Below are 24,001 nucleotides of genomic sequence, written 5' to 3'. Positions count from 1 at the left end.
AATTCGTAATTTTTGGAGTAATAGAGCATGCCTAAGTACCGTTCAGCCACAACCACACACGGCCGTAATATGGCTGGTGCACGAGCCTTGTGGCGCGCCACCGGGATGACCGACGACGATTTTGGTAAACCGATTATCGCAGTGGTCAACTCCTTCACCCAATTCGTGCCCGGCCATGTGCACTTGCGCGATCTGGGTAAATTGGTTGCCGAACAGATCGAAGCCTCCGGCGGCGTCGCGAAAGAATTTAACACCATTGCGGTCGATGACGGTATCGCTATGGGCCACGGCGGTATGCTCTATTCTCTGCCTTCCCGTGAACTGATTGCCGACTCCGTGGAATACATGGTCAATGCCCACTGTGCGGATGCGATGGTGTGTATTTCCAACTGCGACAAAATCACCCCGGGGATGTTGATGGCGTCACTGCGCCTGAATATTCCGGTGATTTTCGTGTCCGGCGGTCCGATGGAAGCAGGGAAAACCAAGCTTTCTAACCAAATTATCAAGCTCGATCTCATCGATGCCATGATCCAGGGGGCGAACCCTAACGTCAGCGATGCCGATAGTGAGCAAATTGAGCGTTCCGCCTGTCCGACCTGCGGGTCCTGCTCGGGGATGTTCACAGCAAACTCCATGAACTGCCTGACTGAAGCGCTGGGGCTTTCTCAGCCAGCGAATGGCTCATTGCTCGCGACGCATGCCGATCGTAGAGACCTGTTCCTGAATGCAGGTACGCGTATCGTGGGTCTGGCAAAACGTTATTACGAGCAGGATGACGCAAGTGTATTGCCGCGCAATATCGCCAATAAAGCCGCATTTGAAAACGCCATGATTCTGGATATCGCGATGGGCGGTTCCACCAATACTGTATTGCACCTGCTGGCTGCGGCACAGGAAGGTGAAATTGATTTCACCATGTCGGATATCGACCGCCTCTCACGTAAGGTGCCACACCTGTGTAAAGTCGCGCCAAGCGGTCAGAAATACCATATGGAAGACGTGCACCGTGCCGGTGGGGTTATCGGTATTCTAGGCGAGTTGGACAGAGCCGGTCTGTTGAACCGTGAAGTCAACAACGTGCTGGGTAAAACGCTGCCGGAAACGCTGGAAGCCTACGACGTCATGCTGACGAAGGATGAAAGCGTGAAGCGTATGTATTCTGCTGGCCCGGCAGGTATTCGCACGACCAAAGCGTTTTCTCAGGATTGCCGCTGGGATTCACTGGATACCGATCGTCAGGAAGGCTGCATACGCTCACGTGAGTATGCTTACAGTCAGGATGGCGGGTTGGCGGTGTTGTACGGCAACATCGCGGTAGATGGTTGCATCGTGAAAACTGCTGGTGTTGATAAAGAGAGCCTGATTTTCCGCGGCCCGGCAAAAGTCTACGAAAGCCAGGATGACGCGGTAGAAGCGATTCTGGGCGGTAAAGTGGTGGCGGGCGATGTGGTCGTTATCCGCTACGAAGGGCCGAAAGGTGGCCCGGGCATGCAGGAAATGCTGTATCCGACCACCTACCTGAAATCGATGGGCTTGGGTAAAAGCTGTGCACTGATCACTGATGGCCGCTTCTCCGGTGGGACTTCGGGCCTGTCCATCGGCCACGCGTCTCCAGAAGCAGCAAGCGGTGGCATCATTGGTTTGGTGCAGGACGGCGACATGATTGCCATTGATATCCCGAGCCGCAGTATTGTATTGGACGTGGCGGAAAATGAATTGGCAAGCCGTCGCGAAACAGAATTGGCACGAGGCGATGCCGCCTGGACGCCACATAATCGTGAACGTCAGGTATCTTTTGCGCTGCGTGCGTACGCTATCCTGGCAACCAGTGCGGATAAAGGCGCTGTGCGGGATAAAAGCAAGCTGGGAGGCTAATGCTGATGGCTGTGTCACAACCTCTTCCTGCCGCGCCGGGAGGCGCGGAGTACCTGCGCGCGATCTTGCGCTCGCCAGTGTATGAAATCACGCAGGTCACGCCGCTGGAGAAGATGGATAAGCTCTCTTCGCGGCTGGGTAATGTCATTCTAGTAAAACGTGAAGACCGACACGCGGTGCACAGCTTTAAGCTGCGTGGCGCGTACGCAATGATGGCGGGTCTGAGCGATGAACAGAAATCGCACGGCGTGGTGACGGCGTCAGCCGGTAACCATGCGCAAGGTGTTGCACTCTCCTCCAGCAAGCTGGGGATTAAATCGCTGATTGTGATGCCGGTGGCGACAGCCGACATCAAGGTGGATGCGGTGCGTGGTTTTGGCGGAGAAGTGCTGCTACACGGCGCTAACTTTGATGAAGCCAAAGCCAAGGCGATTGAGCTGTCAGAGCAACAACATATGACTTTTCTGCCGCCGTTCGATCACCCTGCGGTGATTGCCGGGCAGGGCACGCTGGCGATGGAGTTGTTACAGCAGGATGCGCATCTGGATCGCGTGTTTGTGCCAGTTGGTGGTGGTGGCTTGGCGGCAGGCGTTGCCGTACTGATTAAACAGCTGATGCCGCAGATTCAGGTGATCGGCGTGGAAGCGGAAGATTCCGCCTGTCTGCGCGCGGCGCTGGATGCTGGGCAACCAGTCGATCTGCCGCGTGTCGGGCTGTTTGCCGAAGGCGTGGCGGTGAAGCGCATCGGCGATGAAACGTTTCGCCTATGTCGGGAATATCTGGATGACGTGATTACCGTCGACAGCGATGCCATCTGTGCGGCAGTGAAAGATCTGTTCGAAGATGTCCGCGCGATTGCTGAACCGTCTGGTGCGCTGGCGTTGGCGGGGATGAAAAAGTACATCCAACAGCATCAGATTCAGGGTGAGCGCTTGGCGCATGTTCTGTCCGGTGCGAACGTTAACTTCCACGGATTACGTTACGTTTCCGAACGCTGCGAGCTGGGCGAACAGCGCGAAGCCTTGCTGGCTGTGACGATCCCTGAGCAACAGGGAAGCTTCCTGAAGTTTTGCCAACTGTTGGGTGGTCGTTCTGTCACGGAGTTCAACTATCGCTACGCGGATGCCAAAGACGCCTGCATTTTTGTCGGTGTGCGCTTGACGCGCGGCTATGCGGAACGGCAGGAGATCATCGCTGAGCTTTCCGCAGACGGTTATGAAGTAGTGGATTTGTCCGATGATGAAATGGCGAAGCTACACGTTCGCTATATGGTCGGCGGACGTCCTTCCAAACCGTTGCAGGAACGTCTGTACAGCTTTGAATTCCCAGAGTCGCCGGGTGCATTACTGAAATTCCTGCATACGCTGGGGGCGCACTGGAATATTTCTCTATTCCATTACCGCAGCCACGGCACGGATTTTGGCCGCGTTCTGGCTGGGTTCGAGCTGGAGGCGGGCGATCGGGAGTTTGAGCAGCACTTGCTGGCGCTGGGCTATGAATGCCATGACGAAACCAATAACCCGGCATTCCGCTTCTTTCTAGCGGGTTAATTGCTGGGTGTCCCCCTAACGCCGCCGATGGTGTTTCACCGTCGGCGGCGTTATCTTTATGTCATCTGATAGCAACAGGGATGGCATTTCTTTATGGCAACGCAGTTCACGGGTTTTTCTCAAGCGGGTTTAACGTTTCTTCAGCAGGTGCGTCAGTACAACGATAAAGCGTGGTTTGACGAGCATCGTGCGGTTTATGATGAGCAACTGGTTGCGCCATTCCGCACGCTGGTGGATGAACTCAGTCTGACCATGTTGCAAATTGACGACCATTTTGAAACACGCCCCGCCATCGGCAAGACCCTCTCCCGTATTCACCGCGATACGCGCTTTTCTCACGATAAATCACGCTATCGCAGCCATATGTGGCTGACCTTCAAGCGCACTCGTAAAGACTGGACGGACGCGCCGGTGTATTTCTTTGAAATCACGCCGGATACCTGGCGCTACGGGCTGGGCTATTACAGTGCGACGCGTAATACGATGGATCTGTTTCGTCAGACGCTGCGCGGTAATTCGCCGCAGTTTCTTGAAGTGGTAAGCTGTCTGGGGAATACCTTCACGCTGGAAGGCGACAGCTACAAACGCCCGCTGATTAAAGACCAAGAGCCGGAATTAGCTAACTGGTATAACCGCAAATCGTTTGCCGCGATATGCACCCGACAGGATATGGAAGCGCTGTTTTCCGGTGATTTGGTGGCGGTTCTGTCTCAGGGATTTACCCAGCTTGAACCGCTCTATCATTACCTGATGAACATCGAAACCATGAAGAAAGCCGCGCAGGAAGCAGAGTCCGATACGCGGGTATTTTCGGCGGATAAGTGGTTTGAACGCTAGAGCCAGAGATCGCTAACGCTACGGTGTTTGTTCCTGCTTCAATGGGATTTGATCGCGCTCCAACAGATAGTTAAACAGGTAGCCTTCCTCCTGATTGCTGCCGAAGGTGGCGATTTGCAGATGATCATCGTCAATGCAGGTGAGCAGTATTTTCACCTGCTGACCGAAGCTGCTTTCACCTTTGCCAATGGCTTGCATATCGCTCATCTGACGGGCCGTGAAGTCAGAATCATCCAGTTTGTTACCGTAGCGGAATGCAATGGACGCGCCGCCCTCAATCTTGCCACGTTGGTTGGTCATGGTCAGGCTGACGGCATGGTAGGGCGCTTTCTGATCGTACATCTCTCGAAAATAATCCCCCAAATCGCGGTACTCCTCGGCGGAAAGCCCCGACATCACATACTCATAGCTGAACGAACCGTGGAAACAAGACGTGCTTTTCACCGGGGTAATCGGCGAAGGGAATGCGTGCTGCGCGATGTCATTTAGGTAACGCAGTCGGTTTAACTGCTGCTGATAACGCTGTCGCAGGCAGTCCTCGTCTTTGCACTGGTCGCGTGTGGTAAGCCAGCTGCGCTGAAACTGGTTGAGCGTTTTCTCCCACGGCGCGCTGTTGTCGTACGCCGTCAGGAACGTGCGGGATGTCTTCCATGCCTGCGCCAGTTCTTTATCTAGCTGCCCGAGCAACGGGCTGGCGCAAATCAGCTTTTCCTGCACAGAGGCGGCTTTTTCGCAGGGGAAGCTGGCGGCTTGCGCAGGGTGGCAGAGGGAGGCGAGCGTTACCCCTGCGGCAGCGATGGCAGTGAAGGCTATCTTCATGGCGTGTCCTGTAATATGTCCCAAAAGGCGGCAATCAGCGGTTCGCTAAGCCGTTTTTTCTGTACGCAGACGCCCAGCTCCAGCGGTTCCATCACCTGTTCGACAAAGACAGAGACACGGTTGCGTACCGGCTCCGGGCTGTTCTCTAGTACCACGTTGGGAATCAACGCGATACCACAGCCCAGCGCGACCATTGATACCATCGCTTCATGTCCGGAGATGGTGGCGTAAATCTGTGGATTGATGATGTGATTGCGGCGGAACCACTGATCGATGCGCTTACGCACCGGGCCGTGTTCCGGCAGGATGAACGGAATCTGCGCCCAGTCCGGTTCGGGTTGTCGCACCAGCGACTGAACCGGGCAGGGAAGTGCTGGGATGATCAATGCCAGAGGCAGTTTATCGAGCGGCATGAAATCAACGCTCGCAGGCAGCGCTTCCGGGCGTCCTGCAATCCCCAAATCCCCATCATTCGACTGAATTTTCTCAACGGCATCGGCGGCATCGCCGGTTGTCAGTTTAATTTCAACCAAAGGATGCAGCGCCCGAAAGCGATCCAGAATCGGCGGCAGATGGCTGTAGGCGGCGGTGACGGAGCAGAAGATCCGCAGTTCACCGCTTAATGACGGCCCGTGTTGGTCTATCGTGTGGCGTAGCTGTTGGTATTGCAGCAGCGTTTGCTGCGCGAACAGCTTCAGATGCTCTCCGGCATCGGTGAGCTGTACGGTACGGTTATCGCGCAGAAACAGCATCTGTCCTAAATCCTCTTCGAGCCGCTGAATTTGCCGCGACAGCGTGGATGGGCTGATGTGCATCGCCTTGGCGGTACGGCCAAAGTGTCTGCTTTCCGCGAGGTGCAGGAATAATTTGAGATCACGTAAATCCATGCGATGCAGGCCCCGTTTTTTATCTTGCAGATAGTGCAATGTCACGTTGTTAATATATCAATTTAAGCAACGCAATTCCTGTCATATGATGGGGTCATAGTGAATTCCCATCTGGCGGGAATCCTTTTCTGAATAACAGACAAACAAAACCGTATACGGAGCACGACATGGCTAACTATTTCAACACATTAAACCTGCGTCAGCAGCTGGATCAATTGGGCAAGTGCCGCTTTATGGGGCGTGATGAATTTGCCGATGAGGCGAGCTACCTGAAAGGGAAAAAAGTGGTGATCGTCGGTTGTGGTGCTCAGGGTCTGAATCAGGGTCTGAACATGCGCGATTCTGGTTTGGATATCGCTTATGCTCTGCGTGCTGAAGCCATTGCAGAAAAACGTGCATCATGGCGCAAAGCGACCGAAAACGGCTTCACCGTTGGCACTTACGAAGATCTGATCCCGCAGGCTGATTTGATCGTTAACCTGACGCCGGACAAACAGCACTCCGCAGTGGTTCAGGCGGTACAGCCGCTGATGAAACAGGGCGCAGCGCTGGGCTACTCTCACGGCTTCAACATCGTTGAAGTCGGTGAGCAAATCCGTAAAGACATCACTGTCGTGATGGTGGCACCGAAGTGTCCAGGTACGGAAGTGCGTGAAGAATACAAACGTGGTTTCGGCGTACCGACGCTGATCGCGGTTCACCCTGAAAACGATCCAAAAGGCGAAGGCATGGCAATCGCCAAAGCCTGGGCTGCGGCCACTGGCGGCCACCGTGCTGGCGTTCTGCAATCCTCTTTCGTTGCAGAAGTGAAATCTGACCTGATGGGTGAGCAAACTATCCTGTGTGGTATGTTGCAGGCCGGTTCTCTGCTGGGCTTCGACAAACTGGTTTCTGAAGGTACCGATCCTGCTTACGCAGAAAAACTGATTCAGTTCGGCTGGGAAACCATCACCGAAGCGCTGAAGCAAGGCGGTATTACGCTGATGATGGATCGCCTGTCTAACCCGGCGAAACTGCGCGCTTATGCACTGTCTGAGCAACTGAAAGGCATTATGGCTCCGCTGTTCCAGAAACACATGGATGACATCATCTCCGGTGAATTCTCCGGCGGCATGATGGCTGACTGGGCGAACGATGACGTGAAACTGCTGACCTGGCGTGAAGAGACCGGTAAAACCGCGTTCGAAAACGCCCCGCAGTTCGACGGTAAAATCGCTGAGCAGGAATACTTTGATAACGGCGTGCTGATGGTTGCGATGGTAAAAGCGGGCGTTGAGCTGGCGTTTGAAACCATGGTGAGCTCCGGTATCATCGAAGAGTCAGCTTACTATGAATCACTGCATGAGCTGCCGCTGATCGCCAACACCATCGCGCGTAAGCGTCTGTATGAAATGAACGTGGTTATCTCTGATACCGCAGAATACGGTAACTACCTGTTTGCTAACGCAGCGGTTCCGTTGCTGAAAGGTGCGTTCATGGCATCTCTGCAGCCGGGCGATCTGGGTAAAGCGGTTGCTGGCACCGAAGTAGACAACGCGCAACTGCGTGATGTTAACGAAGCTATCCGTAACCACCCGATCGAAACCGTAGGCCACACGCTGCGCGGTTACATGAAAGACATGAAGCGTATCGCTGTCGCGGGTTAATGTTCGCTTTTACGTTTAGCGGAACGCGATGATTGCTATGCTGCTCTTTTGGGAGCAGCATTTTTTTTATCTGCGATTATCTCTCAGCTTGCGTTATCTACGTCACGTATCGGCGGGGCTTTAACGTGAGGAAAGTGCCAGCGCAGTGGTTAATTCAGCTTTTGTCATACGTACACAGTAAGACGGCATGTTCCTTTCAAAACGCCATCCTTCAGACAGTTTTCCCGCATCAACGACATCAAACCCGAAGGCATCATAGAGTTCGGCCACAATGGTTTTTTCCTGCTCATGATCACCCGCAAGCGGTAGCGCCCGGCGATGGGCAGAACCCGCAGGCAAACCATCCCTTTCAAGCTGCGTCATGGTGATAGCATTGAACGCTTTGGTAATCTTTGCGCCCGGTAAATAACCAGCCAGTAGTTCGCTGGTGGTAGTGCTGCGCGTATCCAGTGCAGCTACCTTGCCATCTCGCTCGGTATAGTAGTTGACGGCATCGATGACGGATTTGCCCTGTAAAGCCTGTTCAGGGAGCTTATCGATGGCGGTAAAGGGAACAGCGATCACGATAATGTCGCCAAATAGCGCTGCCTGAGTGGCGGTGCCGATATCGCAGCCGATCATGGGACGGAGGCTGAAAAGCGACTGGGGATCCCGTGAGTTGCTGAGCATGACCTGATGACCGTTCTGAAGCGCTAGTTTAGCGATCGCCCGGGCGACAAAGCCTGCGCCAATGATGCCAATTTTCATCTTTTTCTCCTTAATGCTTTTGAGAAGAGAATTTTAATTACCTACAATTTGAAGATAAATTGTGCTTTTAAGAGAAAACAAACAACAAATATGAGCGAATCATGGATCGACTGACCAGTATGAAAATCTTTGTCAAAGCGTCGGAGTTGGGGTCTTTTGTCGCTGCCGCAGAGGTACTGGGCATCTCACCACAGATGGTGGCGAAGCAAGTGGCATGGCTCGAAGCGAGGCTTGGGGTCCGGTTACTGAACCGCACTACGCGTAGGCAGAGCCTGACGGATATTGGTCTGCGCTATTATGAGCGCTGTAAGGTTGTCTTGGCTGAAGCGGAAGATGCCGATGCGATTGCCCGTGAAATGCAGGTGACCCCTTCTGGCGTTATTCAGGTGAATGCACCGGTTACCTGGGGTTCACATCTGCTCGCGCCGTTTATCACGCGCTATCTCGCGCGTTATCCTGACACGCAAATTGCGCTGACGCTGAATGATCGCATTGTCGATCCCATTGAAGAGGGGTTTGAAGTCATCATTCGCATCGGTGAATTGGCGGATAGTTCAATGGTAGCCTGGCCGCTTCAGCCTTACTCGTTGATCGCTTGCGCGTCGCCTGACTATCTGGCGCGTGAAGGATCGCCGGATACCCCATCGAGTCTCTCACGCCACGCGTGCCTTATTTATGGTGCACGCGCCGTCGCCACGTCTTGTCGGTGGGTATTTCAGAAGGATGGGAAGCCTGAAGAAGTTAGGCCAGAAGGTAGGCTTTTTGCTAATGACTGGAATGCGCTGCTACATGCTGCGATAGCGGGCTATGGTATCACGCTTGGGCCAGAGGCTGTATTACGTAAGGAGATTGACCGCGGGCGTCTGGTACAGGTGCTGTCTGACTATAATGGGCCTGCCCGTCCGGTGCATGTTATGGTGCCGATGGGACGGCGATCGGCGGTTAAAATTAAAACCTTTGTCGACGCTGTCAGAGCCAATTTCGGATAAAAATGAGCCCGTGGCACAGCGATTGTGCCACGAGTGTTATGACTAAACGGACTGGTATTCCGCTTCCGCCTGATTGAAGCGGTCGGTAATCGTTTTTGATGGCGCTTTACCCAGCAGACTGACGATGAAAATGGTCAAGCTGTTGAAGATGAACCCAGGGATGATTTCATACAGTCCCAGCCAGGCGTACTGTTTCCAGATCAGCACGGTTGCCGCACCTACGATCATACCCAGCAGTGCGCCGTTGCGCGTCATACGCGGCCATAGCAGAGAAATCAAAATCACCGGTCCGAAGGCGGCACCGAAACCTGCCCAAGCATAGCTCACCAGACCCAGTACACGGTTTTCAGGGTTCAGCGACAGCGCAATAGCAATGATAGCGACTAATAGCACCATCGTGCGGCCCACCCACACCAATTCTTTCTGACTGGCATTTTTGCGCAGGAATGGCTTGTACAAATCTTCGGTGATGGCACTGGAGCACACCAGCAATTGGCAGCTCAGCGTACTCATGACAGCAGCTAAAATCGCAGACAGCAGAATGCCGGCAATCCACGGATTGAACAGCAGCATAGATAGCTCGATAAAGACGCGCTCGCTATTTTGCGCCACGTTACCCGCCTGATCCGGGTTATTGTTGAAGTAGGCGATGCCAAAGAAGCCCACCGTCACCGCACCGGCCAGACAAAGAATCATCCAGGTCATACTGATGCGGCGCGCGCTGTGAATGGTGTGGTGTGAGTCAGCAGCCATAAAACGCGCCAGAATATGCGGCTGGCCGAAATAGCCCAAGCCCCAGCCCATCAGCGAGATAATGGCGACAAAATTCAGCCCTTTGAACATATCCAGATTGGCCGGATTTTTCGCTTCAATTACCATCAACGAGCTATCGATTCCTCCAAGAGATAGGACGACCATAACCGGTGTCAGGATCAGGGCGAAAATCATCAGGCTGGCCTGAACCGTGTCCGTCCAGCTTACCGCCAGAAAGCCGCCGATAAAGGTATAGGCGATGGTCGCTGCGGCCCCTGCCCATAGTGCGGTGCCGTAGCTCATCCCAAAGGTGCTTTCAAACAGACGAGCCCCCGCGACGACGCCGGATGCGCAATAGATGGTGAAGAAAACCAGAATGACTAACGCGGAGATCACACGCAGCAATTTGCTGTTATCTTCAAAACGGTGGGTGAAATAGTCAGGCAGGGTGAGCGCGTTGTGGTTTATTTCGGTGTGTACGCGCAGGCGTCCAGCGACCCATTTCCAGTTCAGGTAGGCGCCTAGCGTCAGACCAATCGCGATCCAGCTTTCAGAAATACCGGAAATGAAAATGGCACCCGGTAACCCCATCAGCAGCCAGCCGCTCATATCAGAAGCACCAGCCGACAGGGCCGTCACCACGCTACCCATCCGACGTCCGCCCAGAATGTAATCGCCAAAGTTATTGGTAGCGCGGTAGGCAAACAGGCCGATGAGGACCATCCCGAAAATGTACACCAGAAACGTCACCAACATGGGTGTGCTTATTGTCATTTAACTCTCCACATTTTTTTCGTGCCGCCGTCGCGGCGACGCTGTGTTTTATAGTAATCATTCAGGCCGGAACGAGGTCTGAAAATGATTATGGGCAGCAACCATTCCATTTGTTAACAAGGTTGCACAAAGTTGCAACATGATTGATATTGACGGTATCCCGATGTGCATCTTCTCATTACAGGAGTGGACTCTATGGGCTCTACCACGATGGGTGTAAAACTCGATGAGGAAACGCGCGAGCGTATCAAGGTCGCTGCACAGCGTATTGATCGCACACCGCACTGGTTGATCAAACAGGCTATTTTCCATTACCTCGAACGCCTCGAAAGTGGCCTCGACACTCCTGAAACACCGCAATCGGCGAACATCAGCCGCATTGAAGCGGAAGAGATTATGCCGCAATCTCGGGAAGAAGAAACCCACCAACCCTTTCTTGATTTCGCCGAACAGGTTCTTCCCCAGTCAGTTACCCGCGCCGCGATGACTTCTGCTTATCGCCGTCCTGAAAGTGAACTGGTGCCGATATTGCTTGAACAGGCAAGACTTACCGACGAAATGTCGCAGTTAACCCAGAAACTGGCTTATCGACTGGCAGAGAAATTACGCAGTCAGAAGCTCGGAAATGGTCGTGCTGGCATTGTGCAAGGGCTGCTGCAGGAATTTTCACTTTCTTCTCAGGAAGGCGTGGCGCTGATGTGTTTGGCCGAAGCGTTGCTGCGTATTCCTGATAAATCCACGCGCGATGCGCTGATCCGCGACAAAATCAGCCGAGGGAACTGGCAGGCGCATCTTGGCCACAGCCCATCGCTTTTTGTGAATGCTGCAACCTGGGGGCTACTGTTCACCGGAAAGCTGGTGGCAACACACAATGAAGCGAATCTATCTAATTCACTGAACCGCATCATCGGTAAACGTGGTGAGCCGCTCGTCCGCAAGGGTGTCGATATGGCCATGCGGCTGATGGGGGAGCAGTTTGTCACCGGGGAAACTATCGGTGAGGCGTTGGCTAACGCCCGTGAACGGGAAAATAAAGGCTTCCGCTACTCTTACGATATGTTAGGCGAAGCGGCGCTGACGGCGCACGATGCTGCCGCCTATCTGACGGCCTATCAGCAGGCGATTCATGCTATTGGCAAAGCCTCGAACGGGCGTGGAATTTACGAAGGGCCAGGTATCTCCATCAAGTTGTCGGCACTGCACACGCGCTATAGCCGTGCGCAGTATGATCGTGTAATCGATGAGTTGTACCCACGGTTGTTATCACTGACGCTGCTGGCGCGGCAGTACGATATCGGGATCAATATTGATGCAGAGGAAGCAGATCGACTGGAGATCTCACTCGATCTACTGGAAAAACTCTGTATGGAGCCTCAGTTGGTGGGGTGGAATGGCATTGGATTTGTGATTCAGGCTTATCAGAAACGCTGCCCGTATGTTATCGATGAGCTGATTGAGCTGGCACAGCGTAGCCATCGGCGGCTGATGATTCGTCTGGTGAAAGGGGCGTACTGGGACAGTGAAATCAAACGGGCGCAGGTTGACGGGCTGGAAGGCTACCCGGTCTACACGCGCAAGGTTTATACCGATGTGTCTTATCTGGCCTGCGCCCGCAAGCTATTGGCTGTGCCCAATCTGATTTACCCGCAGTTCGCCACGCATAATGCACAGACGTTAAGCGCGATTTACCACATGGCGGGCAACAATTATTATCCTGGTCAGTATGAATTCCAGTGCCTGCACGGCATGGGGGAACCGCTCTATGATCAGGTCGTTGGCGCTGTTGCGGATGGCAAGTTAAACCGTCCATGTCGCATCTACGCCCCGGTCGGAACCCATGAAACGTTGCTGGCTTACCTGGTGCGACGCCTGTTGGAAAACGGCGCGAATACCTCATTTGTTAATCGCATTGCGGATACGTCAATGGCGCTGGAAACACTCATTGCCGATCCGATTAGCGGCGTAGAGGCGTTGGCAAAAGTGGAATGGAGCATGGGCGCACCGCATCCTCGCATTCCTCTGCCGCGTCAGCTATATGGCCAGGAGCGGAAAAATTCGAGCGGGCTGGATCTCTCGAATGAACATCGATTGGCTTCGCTCTCCAGCGCGTTGCTGAGTCATGCGGTGCAGTCGTGGTATGCCGAGCCGATGATTGAGGGTGAGAGTGAGGCGAGCGAACAAAAACCTGTGGTGAATCCTGCCGATGTTCATGATGTGGTGGGCTATGTACGTGATGCCTCCACCGCCGATGTTGAATTGGCGCTAGCGGCGGCGGTACGTGCCGGTACCATTTGGTTTGCGACACCGGCCACAGAGCGTGCGGCAATATTGAATCGAGCCGCATCGCTGATGGAAGGGCAGTTGCAAAGCCTGCTGGGGTTGCTAGTGCGGGAAGCGGGTAAATCCTTCAGTAACGCGATTGCGGAAGTGCGTGAAGCGGTAGATTTCTTACGCTATTACGCGGGTCAGGTTCGGGATACCTTCGCCAATGATACTTATCGTCCGCTGGGGCCAGTCGTCTGTATTAGTCCGTGGAATTTCCCGCTGGCGATCTTCACCGGACAAATTTCTGCCGCATTGGCGGCAGGAAACAGCGTATTGGCGAAACCGGCTGAACAAACGCCGTTGATTGCGACACAGGCCGTGCGTATTTTGCATGAAGCGGGTGTTCCCACGGGTGTATTGCAACTGCTGCCGGGACAGGGGGAAACGATCGGTGCTGCGTTGGTGAACGACGAACGGGTACGCGGCGTGGTGTTTACCGGTTCGACAGCCGTGGCCAAAATTCTGCAACGCAGCATTGCGGGTCGGTTAGATCCACAGGGACGTTTGACGCCGCTGATTGCCGAAACGGGGGGCCTGAATGCCATGATTGTCGATTCGTCCGCGCTGACGGAACAGGTGGTGAATGATGTGATTGCTTCAGCGTTCGACAGCGCCGGACAGCGTTGTTCGGCACTGCGTCTTTTGTGCCTGCAAGAGGATATCGCGGATCGCACGCTGACTATGCTGCGTGGCGCGATGGCGGAGTGCCGAATGGGGAATCCTGAGCGGTTATCAACCGATATCGGCCCGCTGATTGATGCCGAGGCGAAAGAAAACGTGGAGCGGCATATTCAAACGATGCGGGCGAAAGGTCATACGGTGTATCAGGCGGTGTATCCGCAGGATGACGCAGCGTGGCTGCGGGGGACGTTTGTGAAGCCGACGCTGATTGAATTGAATGACATTAGTGAGCTGGAAAAAGAAGTTTTTGGTCCAGTTTTACACATCGTTCGTTATCAAAGCCAGCAGTTGGATACGCTAATTGAACAGATTAACGCAGCGGGCTACGGCCTGACGCTAGGCGTGCATACACGCATTGATGAAACCATCCAACGAGTGACGAACAGGGCAAAAGTGGGTAACCAGTACGTGAACCGCAATATGGTGGGAGCCGTTGTCGGCGTCCAGCCTTTTGGCGGGGAAGGCTTATCAGGAACTGGGCCAAAAGCAGGAGGGCCGCTTTACCTGTATCGACTGCTGGCACACCGACCGGACGACGCGCTTGCGGCAGAATTCGCCAAGCAGAACCGTGAGCAGGCACCAGATACCTCTGCCCGAGCATTGCTGTTGGCGGGACTACAGGCGTTGGAAGACTGGGCGATTAGCGGAGAGCATCAGGATCTGGCGACCCTGTGTCAGCGTTATAAAGAATATAGCGTCAGCGGAACAACGCGACGGTTGCTCGGTCCGACAGGAGAGAGTAATACCTACACGCTGCTGCCGCGCGAGCGGATATTGTGCCTGGCGGACAATGATGAGGATCGCTTGATTCAGGCGGCTGCGGTGCTGGCAACGGGTGGGAAACTGCTGTGGCCGGAAGGTGAACAGGAGAAAACGCTCTATGCTCGCTTGCCGGAAGAGTTGCAGTCGCGTATTCAGTTCACACATGGCTGGCAACGGCACGAGGTGTCTTTTCAGGGCGTTATCTTCCATGGGAATGCCGATCGGTTACGTCAGATCAGCGAGGCGCTCGCAGAACGCGATGGCCCGATTATTCTGCTGCTGGGCTATTCGAATGGTGATACCCATGTTCAACTGGAACGTCTGTTGATTGAACGCTCTCTGAGCATTAATACTGCTGCCGCGGGCGGTAATGCCAGCCTGATGACGATAGGCTAGAGTAGGGTGTTCAATATAAAAAACGCGCCAAACCGAAAGGTGGGCGCGCTTTTTATGTGTAGATCTGTCGGGTGATGACTTAGTTGCGGTATAGCACTTTGATTACATGGTAACCAAACTGGGTTTTCACTGGGCCAAACGGTTTCAGCAATTCACAGGAAAACACTGCCTTATCGAAAGCGGGTACCATGTCGCCTTTACGAAACTCACCTAAATCGCCGCCGTTACGTTTTGACGGGCAGGTTGAGTGTTTCTGCGCCAATTTTTGGAAATCGGCACCTTTTTCCAGTTGAGCAAGAATGTCGTTAGCCAGCTGTTCAGTGTCCACCAGGATGTGCAGGGCTGCTGCGGTATTTGCCATGTTGTTACCTTTTTGCAAAAGAGATTCCTGCGCGCAATGTAACATTTGCAACGCAAGATGTGGACAGTGACGTGCTTTCCTTAATAACAAATCCTCGGTCAAGATCGGTACCGCTTTCTGCTACAATCGCCTTCCGTTTTATGAGTGAGCAAGATCGTTATGCGCTTAAACCCCAGCCAACAACATGCCGTCGAATTCGTCACTGGACCTTGTCTGGTTCTGGCGGGCGCAGGCTCAGGCAAGACCCGCGTTATCACCAATAAAATTGCGCATCTTATCCGTCAGTGTGGCTATCAGGCGCGGCACATAGCTGCTGTGACGTTTACTAACAAAGCGGCGCGTGAGATGAAGGAACGTGTGGCGCAAACGCTGGGGCGTAAAGAAACACGTGGGCTGATGATTGCGACTTTCCACACGCTGGGCTTGGAGATTATCAAACGTGAATATGTCGCGTTGGGTATGAAATCTAATTTCTCCCTGTTCGACGATCAGGATCAGATGGCGCTGCTGAAAGAATTGACTGAGCAGTGGCTGGAAAACGATAAGGTTCTGCTGCAACAGCTGATCTCGACGATCTCAAACTGGAAAAACGATCTGATCGATCCGGCCGGAGCCGCGGCGACCGCTCGATCCGAACGTGACAAGCTGTTTGTACATTGCTACTCGCTTTATCACGAACATCTGCGTGCTTGTAACGTGCTGGATTTCGACGATCTGATTCTGCTCCCTACGCTGTTGCTGAAGCGGAATACCGAGGTGCGTGAACGCTGGCAGAACCGCTTGCGCTACCTACTGGTGGATGAATATCAGGACACAAACACCAGTCAGTATGAGCTGGTTAAGCTGCTGGTCGGCCCCCGTGCACGTTTTACCGTCGTGGGGGATGACGATCAGTCGATTTATTCCTGGCGCGGTGCTCGACCACAGAATCTGGTGTTGCTACAGCAGGATTTCCCCGCGCTTGATGTGATCAAACTAGAACAAAACTACCGCTCATCCGGGCGTATTCTGAAAGCAGCCAATATTCTCATCGCCAATAATCCGCACGTCTTTGAAAAACGGTTGTTCTCGGAGCTGGGTTACGGTGATGAACTTAAAGTGATTACCGCCAATAACGAAGATCACGAAGCGGAGCGGGTTGTGGGCGAGCTGATTGCCCATCACTTTATTAAAAAAACCCAGTACGGCGACTATGCCATTTTGTATCGTGGCAACCATCAGTCACGCCTGTTTGAAAAGATGCTGATGCAGAACCGTATTCCGTATCGTATCTCCGGCGGCACGTCCTTTTTCTCCCGACCTGAAATCAAAGATTTACTGGCTTACCTGCGCGTACTGACCAACCCGGATGATGACAGCGCGTTTTTACGCATTGTGAACACACCCAAACGTGAGATTGGCCCAGCGACGATGAAGAAGCTGGGCGAATGGGCAGGACAACGCAATAAAGGCCTTTTCAGCGCGAGTTTTGATCTCGGGTTGAGCCAGTCGCTGACCGGCCGTGGATTGGAATCCCTACAACGGTTTACACAGTGGATGGAGGAAATTGCTCGTCTGGCGGAGCGGGAGCCTGTTGCCGCCGTGCGTGACCTGATACATGGGTTGGACTACGAAAGCTGGCTTTATGAAACCTCGCCCAGCCCAAAAGCTGCAGAAATGCGGATGAAGAACGTGAATCAGCTATTCAGCTGGATGACGGAAATGCTGGAAGGCTCCGATCTGGATGAACCTATGACGCTGACGCAGGTGGTGACGCGCTTCACGCTGCGGGACATGATGGAACGTGGAGAGAGTGAAGAGGATCAAGATCAGGTACAGCTGATGACGCTGCATGCATCCAAAGGCCTGGAGTTTCCATATGTCTTTTTGGTTGGGATGGAAGAAGGCCTGTTGCCGCACCAAAGCAGTATTGATGAAGATAACGTCGACGAAGAGCGGCGTCTGGCATACGTGGGGATTACGCGTGCTCAGCGTGAGCTGTTCTTCACGTTGTGCAAAGAACGCCGGCAGTATGGCGAATTGATACGCCCTGAACCGAGCCGCTTCCTGCTTGAACTGCCGCAGGATGATGTCGTGTGGGAAACGGAAAGAAAAGTCGTTAGCGCGCAAGAGCGGATGCAGAAGGGTCAGACGAACGTCGCCAGTATCCGGGCTATGTTAGCGAAAGCAAAAGGGGAATAACCATCCCTTTTGTCCCGTTAAGCTGGGGCCTCTTCCAGCATCAGCGGCCAGTGTACGTAGCTCTGCCAGCGGCTTTCCTGTTCCAGCATTTCTGCTCGTAACGGGTGTTGAGCCAACCAGCCAGCAGGCAGAATCAAACGCAATGCTTCGCCTTCCACACGTAACCGTACTGCTGGCAGCGTGTCATCACGGCGGCGGCTGGCAAAAATAATCGCCAGACGTAACAGGCGGCACAGGTGCTGTGCCTGATTCACCGGTAGCGCATTCTGCTGACTGAGCGGCATTAAATCGATGGGGTTAATCTGGTTTTGCAGGAGTGTGGCTAACAGTTTTTTCTGGGCTGGCGTAAAGCCGGGGAGATCGCTATGGCGAATCAAATAGGCTGCATGCTGGGGTGACTGACGAAAATCAATGCTCAAACCGATTTCGTGCACCATACAGGCACTTCGCAGTAACTCGCGACATCGGCTATCTAACTGCCAGTCACGGGCAACCTGTTGCAGGAAGTTGTCTGCCAACGTACTGACGCGTTTAGCCTGTTCGGTATCCAGCAGATAACGGCGTTGCAGAGTCGCCAGCGTGCGGTGGCGGATATCCTGATCGACAGGCAGATGCAGCATGCCATAAACCAGTCCTTCACGCAGCGCGCCTCCGGCCAGCGTCATCGTCTTAATGTCGAGCTCTTGGAATATCGCCAACAGAATGGCGAGCCCGCTGGGGAAGACCAGCGCGCGTTCCAGCGTCAGACCATCAATTTCCAACTCTTCCAGCTTATCACACTGAATAGCATGCTCTTTAAGCTGTCTAAGCTTCGGCAGGGTAATGTATTCATCCATGCCCTGCGCAACCATAATTTCCTGTAGTGCTTGTACTGTGCCGGAAGCTCCGACGCAGATTTGCCACCCCTGTTCTCGTAGGGAGGCGGCGACGGGACGCAGCATTTCACGCGCTGCGTTTTCAGCGCGTTCAAAGTTACCCGCTTCCAGATTGCGGTCGCTGAAATAGCGATCCAGCCACGTTACACATCCCATTGGGAGGCTGATCAACTGGGTCGTTTTTGCGCCGATCCCCGTTGCCAGTTCGGTACTACCACCACCGATATCCACGACTAAGCGTGCATCTGGGCCGCCCGTGGTATGTGCCACGCCTTGATAAATCAAGCGTGCTTCTTCTTCACCGCTGATAACCTGAATCGGCAAGCCCAGAATTTCCTGAGCCCGTTGCAGAAATTCGTCAGCGTTCGTTGCCAGCCGTAGGGTTGCGGTCGCGACGACGCGTACCTGATCCTGCGGAATGTCCTGTAACCGTTCGGAGAACAGTTGTAGACACTGCCAACCACGCTGCATCGCTTCCTGCGAGAGCCGATTCTGCTTATCCAGCCCTGCTGCAAGGCGGACTTTACGCTTTATTTTCGCCAGCGTCTGAATGCTACCTGCGGTTTCCCGGGTGACCAGCATATGGAAGCTGTTCGAGCCGAGATCGATGGCAGCGTAAAGTGAAGAAGAGCTCAGCATCGACGGTTAGTCCGCTCGTTTACGGTTATTACGGGGCGCTCCGCTGCGGCGTGGCGCACTATTGTGTCGGCGCGGGCCATTATTGGAACGCGGTGGGCGCGTTAAACGCTTCGGCGCAGGTAAATCATTCATCAGCGCGTCGCTGTTGTATTTGCTGAGTGGGATACCGTGACCGATATAGGTTTCGATAGCTGGGAGATTCAGCGCGTACTCTTCACAGGCCAGACTGATAGAAAATCCGCTTTGTCCCGCACGGCCAGTACGACCAATACGGTGAACGTAGTCTTCGCAGTCATCCGGCAGATCGTAGTTGAAAACGTGAGTTACAGAAGGAATGTGTAAACCGCGTGCTGCAACGTCCGTTGCTACCAGAATATCAATACTACCCTGGGTAAACTCTTCCAGAATACGCAGGCGTTTTTTCTGTGCTACATCGCCCGTCAGCAGCCCAACGCGATGGCCATCGGCAGCCAGATGACCCCAGACGTCTTCGCAGCGATGCTTGGTATTGGCGAAAATAATGCAGCGATCCGGCCACTCTTCTTCCAACAAGGTCTGGAGCAGACGCATTTTCTCTTCGTTGGACGGATAAAACAGTTCTTCTGTAATGCGGTGGCCGGTTTTCTGTTCCGGTTCGACTTCCACGTACTCTGCGTTATTCATCTGTTCAAACGCGAGTTCACGCACTCGGTAGGAGAGCGTAGCGGAAAAGAGCATATTCAGACGCTGTGACGTTGCCGGCATGCGGCGGAACAGCCAGCGGATATCTTTGATGAAGCCGAGATCGTACATGCGATCCGCTTCGTCCAGTACGACGACCTGAATCGCGCCCAGATTGATGTGGTTTTGTTTGGCATAGTCGATCAGGCGGCCGGTGGTGCCGACCAAAATATCAACGCCGTTTTCCAGCACTTTAAGCTGTTTGTCGTAGCCATCGCCACCGTAGGCTAAACCCAGTTTTAACCCAGTCAGGTGAGACAGCGCTTCTGCATCAGAGTGAATCTGGACAGCCAGTTCACGGGTTGGTGCCATAATTAAGGCACGCGGTTGATTGGTTTGACGCTCTGCGTTTGCAGGGTGTGAAAGCAGATAATGGAAAGTAGACGCGAGAAAAGCCAGCGTCTTGCCGGTACCGGTTTGCGCCTGACCCGCAACATCACGCCCTGACAAAGTTAATGGCAGAGCTAACGCCTGAATAGGCGTGCAGTAATGAAACCCTTTACTTTCAAGAGCTTCTATAACCTGCGGGTGCAGGGCGAAGTCGGAAAACTTCTGTTCAGTTAAGTGTGTTTTGCTCATAGTGTGGTAGAATATCAGCTAACTATTGCTTTACGAAAGCGTATCCGGTGAAATAAAGTCAAGCCATTGTTGGTTAATGCTACACCAACAAGCTAGAAATAATCCTGTGGAGTAAAATATGAGCGATAAAATAATTCACCTGACTGATGACAGCTTCGGTACAAAAGTATTGCAGGCTGAGGGCGCTACCCTCGTTGATTTCTGGGCTGAGTGGTGCGGTCCTTGCAAAATGATCGCTCCTATTCTGGATGAAATTGCTGAAGAATTTGAAGGTAAACTGACGGTTACCAAGCTGAACATTGATGAAAATCCGGCTACTGCACCGAAATATGGTATCCGTGGTATTCCTACTCTGTTGCTGTTTAAAAACGGCGAAGTCGCTGCGACGAAAGTCGGCGCGCTGTCCAAAGGGCAACTGAAAGAGTTCCTGACGGCGAATCTGTAATTAGCTTGATCCCCTTCAAAAGGGTATTGCTGGCGGGCGCAATCGGGCAATATGCAATTCTCATATTGACTGCTTGCTGCTCGTCGGGAAGCGTGCTAGATTCTTTAACACTGCATATCGTACTTGCCTATGTTTAAGCCCTTAAGCTTGAGCCTGAAAGTTAGAGTCTAAAGTATTATTCTGTGTCTAAATCAAAAAGTCATTGTTTTATAAAATGATTGTTTTGCAAAGTGGTTGTTTTACAACACGTTTGTGATCCGATTTGGGCAGTCTACTAGTTTTACAATAATTGATTTTATGTGTCTTCGATCTCCTGCCGTTGATTTATGCGGATATCATTTGTGTGGATCTTGTTTTGCGCGGATTTAATGCGCTTCAGGTGTGAAACCAGACAGGAATCCGGTGGTCGAAGGCTGTTATAGAGGCACGGATGATCCTGCCATACCATTCACGTAGTAGTTCGAGATTTACCCCGAGTTAAAGAACCCACCACTATGAATCTTACCGAATTAAAGAATACGCCAGTTTCTGAGTTAATTACTCTTGGCGAAAATATGGGGCTTGAAAATCAGGCCCGCATGCGTAAACAGGATATTATCTTCGCTATCCTGAAGCAGCATGCCAAAAGCGGCGAGGATATTTTCGGCGACGGTGTGCTGGAGATATTGCAGGATGGCTTCGGCTTTCTTCGCTCCGGAGACAGCTCCTACCTCGCAGGCCCCGATGATATCTACGTTTCTCCTAGCCAAATCCGCCGCTTTAACCTCCGCACTGGTGACACCATTTCTGGCAAGATTCGTCCGCCAAAAGAAGGTGAACGTTACTTTGCGCTGTTGAAAGTTAACGAAGTCAACTACGACAAACCTGAAAACGCCCGCAATAAGATCCTGTTCGAAAACTTAACACCGCTGCATGCAAACTCTCGTCTGCGTATGGAACGTGGTAACGGTTCGACAGAGGATCTGACGGCGCGCGTGCTGGATCTGGCTTCGCCTATTGGCCGTGGTCAACGTGGCCTGATTGTTGCGCCGCCGAAAGCGGGTAAAACCATGCTGCTGCAAAACATCGCGCAGAGCATTGCTTACAACCATCCTGACTGTGTGCTGATGGTGCTGCTGATTGACGAACGTCCGGAAGAAGTTACCGAGATGCAGCGTCTGGTGAAAGGCGAAGTCATTGCGTCAACGTTTGACGAGCCAGCTTCCCGTCACGTTCAGGTTGCTGAAATGGTGATCGAGAAAGCGAAGCGTCTGGTTGAGCATAAAAAAGACGTTATCATCCTGCTGGACTCCATTACCCGTTTGGCGCGTGCATATAACACCGTTGTTCCGGCCTCCGGCAAAGTGTTGACCGGTGGTGTGGATGCTAACGCCCTGCATCGTCCGAAGCGTTTCTTCGGTGCGGCACGTAACGTTGAGGAAGGCGGTAGCCTGACAATCATCGCCACCGCGCTGGTTGATACCGGTTCCAAGATGGATGAAGTGATTTACGAAGAGTTTAAAGGTACAGGTAACATGGAACTGCACCTGGCTCGTAAAATCGCAGAAAAACGCGTATTCCCAGCGATTGATTACAATCGTTCTGGTACGCGTAAAGAAGAGTTACTTACCACCTCTGAAGAATTGCAGAAGATGTGGATTCTACGTAAGATCATCCACCCAATGGGCGAGATTGATGCGATGGAATTCCTCATCAATAAGTTGGCGATGACGAAAACCAACGATGAATTCTTCGATATGATGAAACGTTCATAAATCCGGGCGGTCATCTATATATACCCTAAATAATTCGAGTTGCAGGACAAAACGTGTTCGTTTTGAATAACGTGAAGCCAACGTATATGCGGCTTGAAGTATGACGGGTACATTACGGATAACTCGGGGAACGCCACGCTGGGTCGTGGCGTTTTTTTATCCCCCAATTGACCAGATGTGATGCGTGTTTTCCGCTGGGAAGCCGCGGTTATCACTTCAATTTTTACTGGCGATCAATGTGGGCGATAGGATATAAGGCGTAAACCGAGTCTATACTGAACAGCTACAGCGAAGCTGTTAACGGTGAACTTACTCACTATGAGTACCGAATTACTATTTATTTTCTTGTTTTCTCTGGGCTTTCTTTTTTTTGCTCGCAGCATCGCGGGTAAAATAGGACTTGTCGATCGTCCCAACTACCGTAAACGTCATCGGGGTCTTGTACCTCTGGTTGGCGGTATCTCCGTGTATGCAGGTATCTGCTTTACCTACTTCATTACCGATCAATATATTCCCAACTTCCGTCTTTACCTGATGTGCGCGGGTGTGCTGGTTTTTGTCGGCATGCTGGACGATCGTTTTGATATCAGTGTGAAAATTCGCGCTGTTGTGCAGGCGTTTGTCGCTGTGGTGATGATGGCCCTTGCGGGCTTGACGATACACAACCTAGGGCATATTTTCGGCCCGTGGCAGATGGGACTGGGGCCATTTGGCTATCTGGTGACACTGTTTGCCGTTTGGGCGGCTATCAATGCGTTCAATATGGTGGATGGGATCGATGGACTGCTTGGCGGGTTGTCTAGCGTCTCGTTCGGGGCGATGGGAATTTTGTTGTATCTGAGCGGCCATACGAATCTGGCATTGTGGTGTTTCGCCATGATCGCGGCGACGTTGCCTTATATTCTGCTTAATCTCGGCATGTTTGGACGACGCTATAAGGTCTTCATGGGCGATGCGGGTAGCACGATGATTGGCTTCACGGCTATCTGGCTTCTGATTCAGACGACGCAAGGTCCGCAGCATCCGATTAATCCCGTTACGGCATTGTGGATCATCGCTATCCCGCTGATTGATATGATCGCCATCATGTATCGGCGCTTGCGCAAAGGGATGAGTCCGTTCTCGCCTGATCGGCAGCATATCCATCATTTAATGATGCGGGCGGGCTTTTCCTCTCGTCAGGCATTTTTGCTGATTACGCTCGCCGCTGCTTTATTGGCTGCGGTCGGTGTGTTGGGAGAATATTTCTTTTTCATACCCGAATGGGTCATGTTGGCATTATTCTTGCTTGCATTTCTACTGTATGGCTACTGCCTGAAACGAGCATGGCGGGTCGCCCGTTTTATCAAGCGAATCAAACGCCGTATGCGGCATTCCGATGAGCAAAAGCAGTCATCCTGACC

Annotated in this window: 17 protein-coding genes; 10 read left to right on the top strand and 7 right to left on the bottom strand. The window is 52.9% G+C overall.

Translation table 11 applies throughout. The features are described from left to right. Positions 1-27 precede the first annotated feature (27 nt). The 3 genes from ilvD (at position 28) to GZ59_RS20590 (ending at position 4,265) form a co-directional block, all read left to right on the top strand. Positions 28-1,878, top strand: a complete 1,851-nt coding sequence (gene ilvD / locus GZ59_RS20600) for a dihydroxy-acid dehydratase (RefSeq protein WP_011095697.1) — start codon at positions 28-30, stop codon at positions 1,876-1,878. A gap of 5 nt (positions 1,879-1,883) precedes the next feature. Beyond that, on the top strand, positions 1,884-3,428 hold the full coding sequence (gene ilvA / locus GZ59_RS20595; RefSeq protein WP_039295308.1) for a threonine ammonia-lyase, biosynthetic: 1,545 nt from the start codon (positions 1,884-1,886) through the stop codon (positions 3,426-3,428). Positions 3,429-3,521: 93 nt separating this feature from the next. Further along, positions 3,522-4,265 (top strand): DUF2461 domain-containing protein, encoded by a 744-nt coding sequence (locus tag GZ59_RS20590; protein WP_011095695.1) that lies wholly within the window; start codon positions 3,522-3,524, stop codon positions 4,263-4,265. Between the two features lie 18 nt (positions 4,266-4,283). Here GZ59_RS20590 and GZ59_RS20585 read toward each other — a convergent pair whose 3' ends face one another. Both GZ59_RS20585 and ilvY read right to left on the bottom strand, forming a co-directional pair. Beyond that, on the bottom strand, positions 4,284-5,084 hold the full coding sequence (locus GZ59_RS20585) for a lysozyme inhibitor LprI family protein (RefSeq protein WP_011095694.1): 801 nt from the start codon (positions 5,082-5,084) through the stop codon (positions 4,284-4,286). Then, positions 5,081-5,971 carry an HTH-type transcriptional activator IlvY gene (gene ilvY / locus GZ59_RS20580; RefSeq protein ID WP_011095693.1) on the bottom strand — a complete coding sequence of 297 codons (891 nt, stop codon included), beginning with the start codon at positions 5,969-5,971 and terminating at the stop codon, positions 5,081-5,083. Before ilvY ends, GZ59_RS20585 begins: the two co-directional genes overlap by 4 nt. 167 nt (positions 5,972-6,138) lie before the next feature. Here ilvY and ilvC point away from each other — a divergent pair, with 167 nt between their 5' ends. Further along, positions 6,139-7,617: a ketol-acid reductoisomerase gene (gene ilvC / locus GZ59_RS20575; RefSeq protein ID WP_011095692.1), complete on the top strand. Its 1,479-nt coding sequence runs from the start codon at positions 6,139-6,141 to the stop codon at positions 7,615-7,617. 120 nt (positions 7,618-7,737) lie between these two features. On the opposite strand, the gene GZ59_RS20570 is transcribed toward ilvC, so the two are convergent. Then, the gene (locus tag GZ59_RS20570; protein ID WP_011095691.1) at positions 7,738-8,364 is read right to left on the bottom strand and encodes an NADPH-dependent F420 reductase; all 627 of its coding nucleotides are present in this window, start codon (positions 8,362-8,364) and stop codon (positions 7,738-7,740) included. Positions 8,365-8,465: 101 nt separating this feature from the next. Here GZ59_RS20570 and GZ59_RS20565 point away from each other — a divergent pair, with 101 nt between their 5' ends. Further along, on the top strand, positions 8,466-9,353 hold the full coding sequence (locus GZ59_RS20565) for a LysR family transcriptional regulator (protein ID WP_011095690.1): 888 nt from the start codon (positions 8,466-8,468) through the stop codon (positions 9,351-9,353). 42 nt (positions 9,354-9,395) lie between these two features. Here the strand turns inward: GZ59_RS20565 and putP are convergent, their stop codons facing one another. Next, complete coding sequence (putP, locus tag GZ59_RS20560) at positions 9,396-10,880, bottom strand: sodium/proline symporter PutP (RefSeq protein ID WP_011095689.1); 1,485 nt, start codon at positions 10,878-10,880, stop codon at positions 9,396-9,398. A gap of 195 nt (positions 10,881-11,075) precedes the next feature. Here putP and putA point away from each other — a divergent pair, with 195 nt between their 5' ends. Further along, positions 11,076-15,044: a trifunctional transcriptional regulator/proline dehydrogenase/L-glutamate gamma-semialdehyde dehydrogenase gene (gene putA, locus GZ59_RS20555; protein ID WP_011095688.1), complete on the top strand. Its 3,969-nt coding sequence runs from the start codon at positions 11,076-11,078 to the stop codon at positions 15,042-15,044. 79 nt (positions 15,045-15,123) lie between these two features. On the opposite strand, the gene ppiC is transcribed toward putA, so the two are convergent. Next, positions 15,124-15,405: a peptidylprolyl isomerase PpiC gene (gene ppiC, locus GZ59_RS20550; protein WP_011095687.1), complete on the bottom strand. Its 282-nt coding sequence runs from the start codon at positions 15,403-15,405 to the stop codon at positions 15,124-15,126. Between the two features lie 159 nt (positions 15,406-15,564). On the opposite strand from ppiC, the gene rep reads away from it, so the two are divergent. Then, on the top strand, positions 15,565-17,586 hold the full coding sequence (rep, locus tag GZ59_RS20545) for a DNA helicase Rep (protein ID WP_011095686.1): 2,022 nt from the start codon (positions 15,565-15,567) through the stop codon (positions 17,584-17,586). A gap of 17 nt (positions 17,587-17,603) precedes the next feature. On the opposite strand, the gene ppx is transcribed toward rep, so the two are convergent. Beyond that, the gene (gene ppx / locus GZ59_RS20540) at positions 17,604-19,100 is read right to left on the bottom strand and encodes an exopolyphosphatase (RefSeq protein ID WP_011095685.1); all 1,497 of its coding nucleotides are present in this window, start codon (positions 19,098-19,100) and stop codon (positions 17,604-17,606) included. Between the two features lie 6 nt (positions 19,101-19,106). Next, on the bottom strand, positions 19,107-20,399 hold the full coding sequence (gene rhlB / locus GZ59_RS20535; protein ID WP_011095684.1) for an ATP-dependent RNA helicase RhlB: 1,293 nt from the start codon (positions 20,397-20,399) through the stop codon (positions 19,107-19,109). A gap of 118 nt (positions 20,400-20,517) precedes the next feature. On the opposite strand from rhlB, the gene trxA reads away from it, so the two are divergent. The 3 genes from trxA (at position 20,518) to wecA (ending at position 23,999) form a co-directional block, all read left to right on the top strand. Next, the gene (gene trxA / locus GZ59_RS20530) at positions 20,518-20,844 is read left to right on the top strand and encodes a thioredoxin TrxA (RefSeq protein ID WP_011095683.1); all 327 of its coding nucleotides are present in this window, start codon (positions 20,518-20,520) and stop codon (positions 20,842-20,844) included. A 494-nt stretch (positions 20,845-21,338) separates the two neighbouring features. Next, complete coding sequence (gene rho / locus GZ59_RS20525; RefSeq protein WP_011095682.1) at positions 21,339-22,598, top strand: transcription termination factor Rho; 1,260 nt, start codon at positions 21,339-21,341, stop codon at positions 22,596-22,598. A 303-nt stretch (positions 22,599-22,901) separates the two neighbouring features. Next, positions 22,902-23,999: a UDP-N-acetylglucosamine--undecaprenyl-phosphate N-acetylglucosaminephosphotransferase gene (wecA, locus tag GZ59_RS20520; protein WP_011095681.1), complete on the top strand. Its 1,098-nt coding sequence runs from the start codon at positions 22,902-22,904 to the stop codon at positions 23,997-23,999. Positions 24,000-24,001: the final 2 nt, after the last annotated feature.

The sequence above is a fragment of the Pectobacterium atrosepticum genome, from assembly GCF_000740965.1.
Taxonomy (GTDB): Bacteria; Pseudomonadota; Gammaproteobacteria; order Enterobacterales; family Enterobacteriaceae; genus Pectobacterium; species Pectobacterium atrosepticum.
Note: the sequence above shows the minus strand (reverse complement) of the source record. Positions and strands in the feature narration are given on the sequence as shown.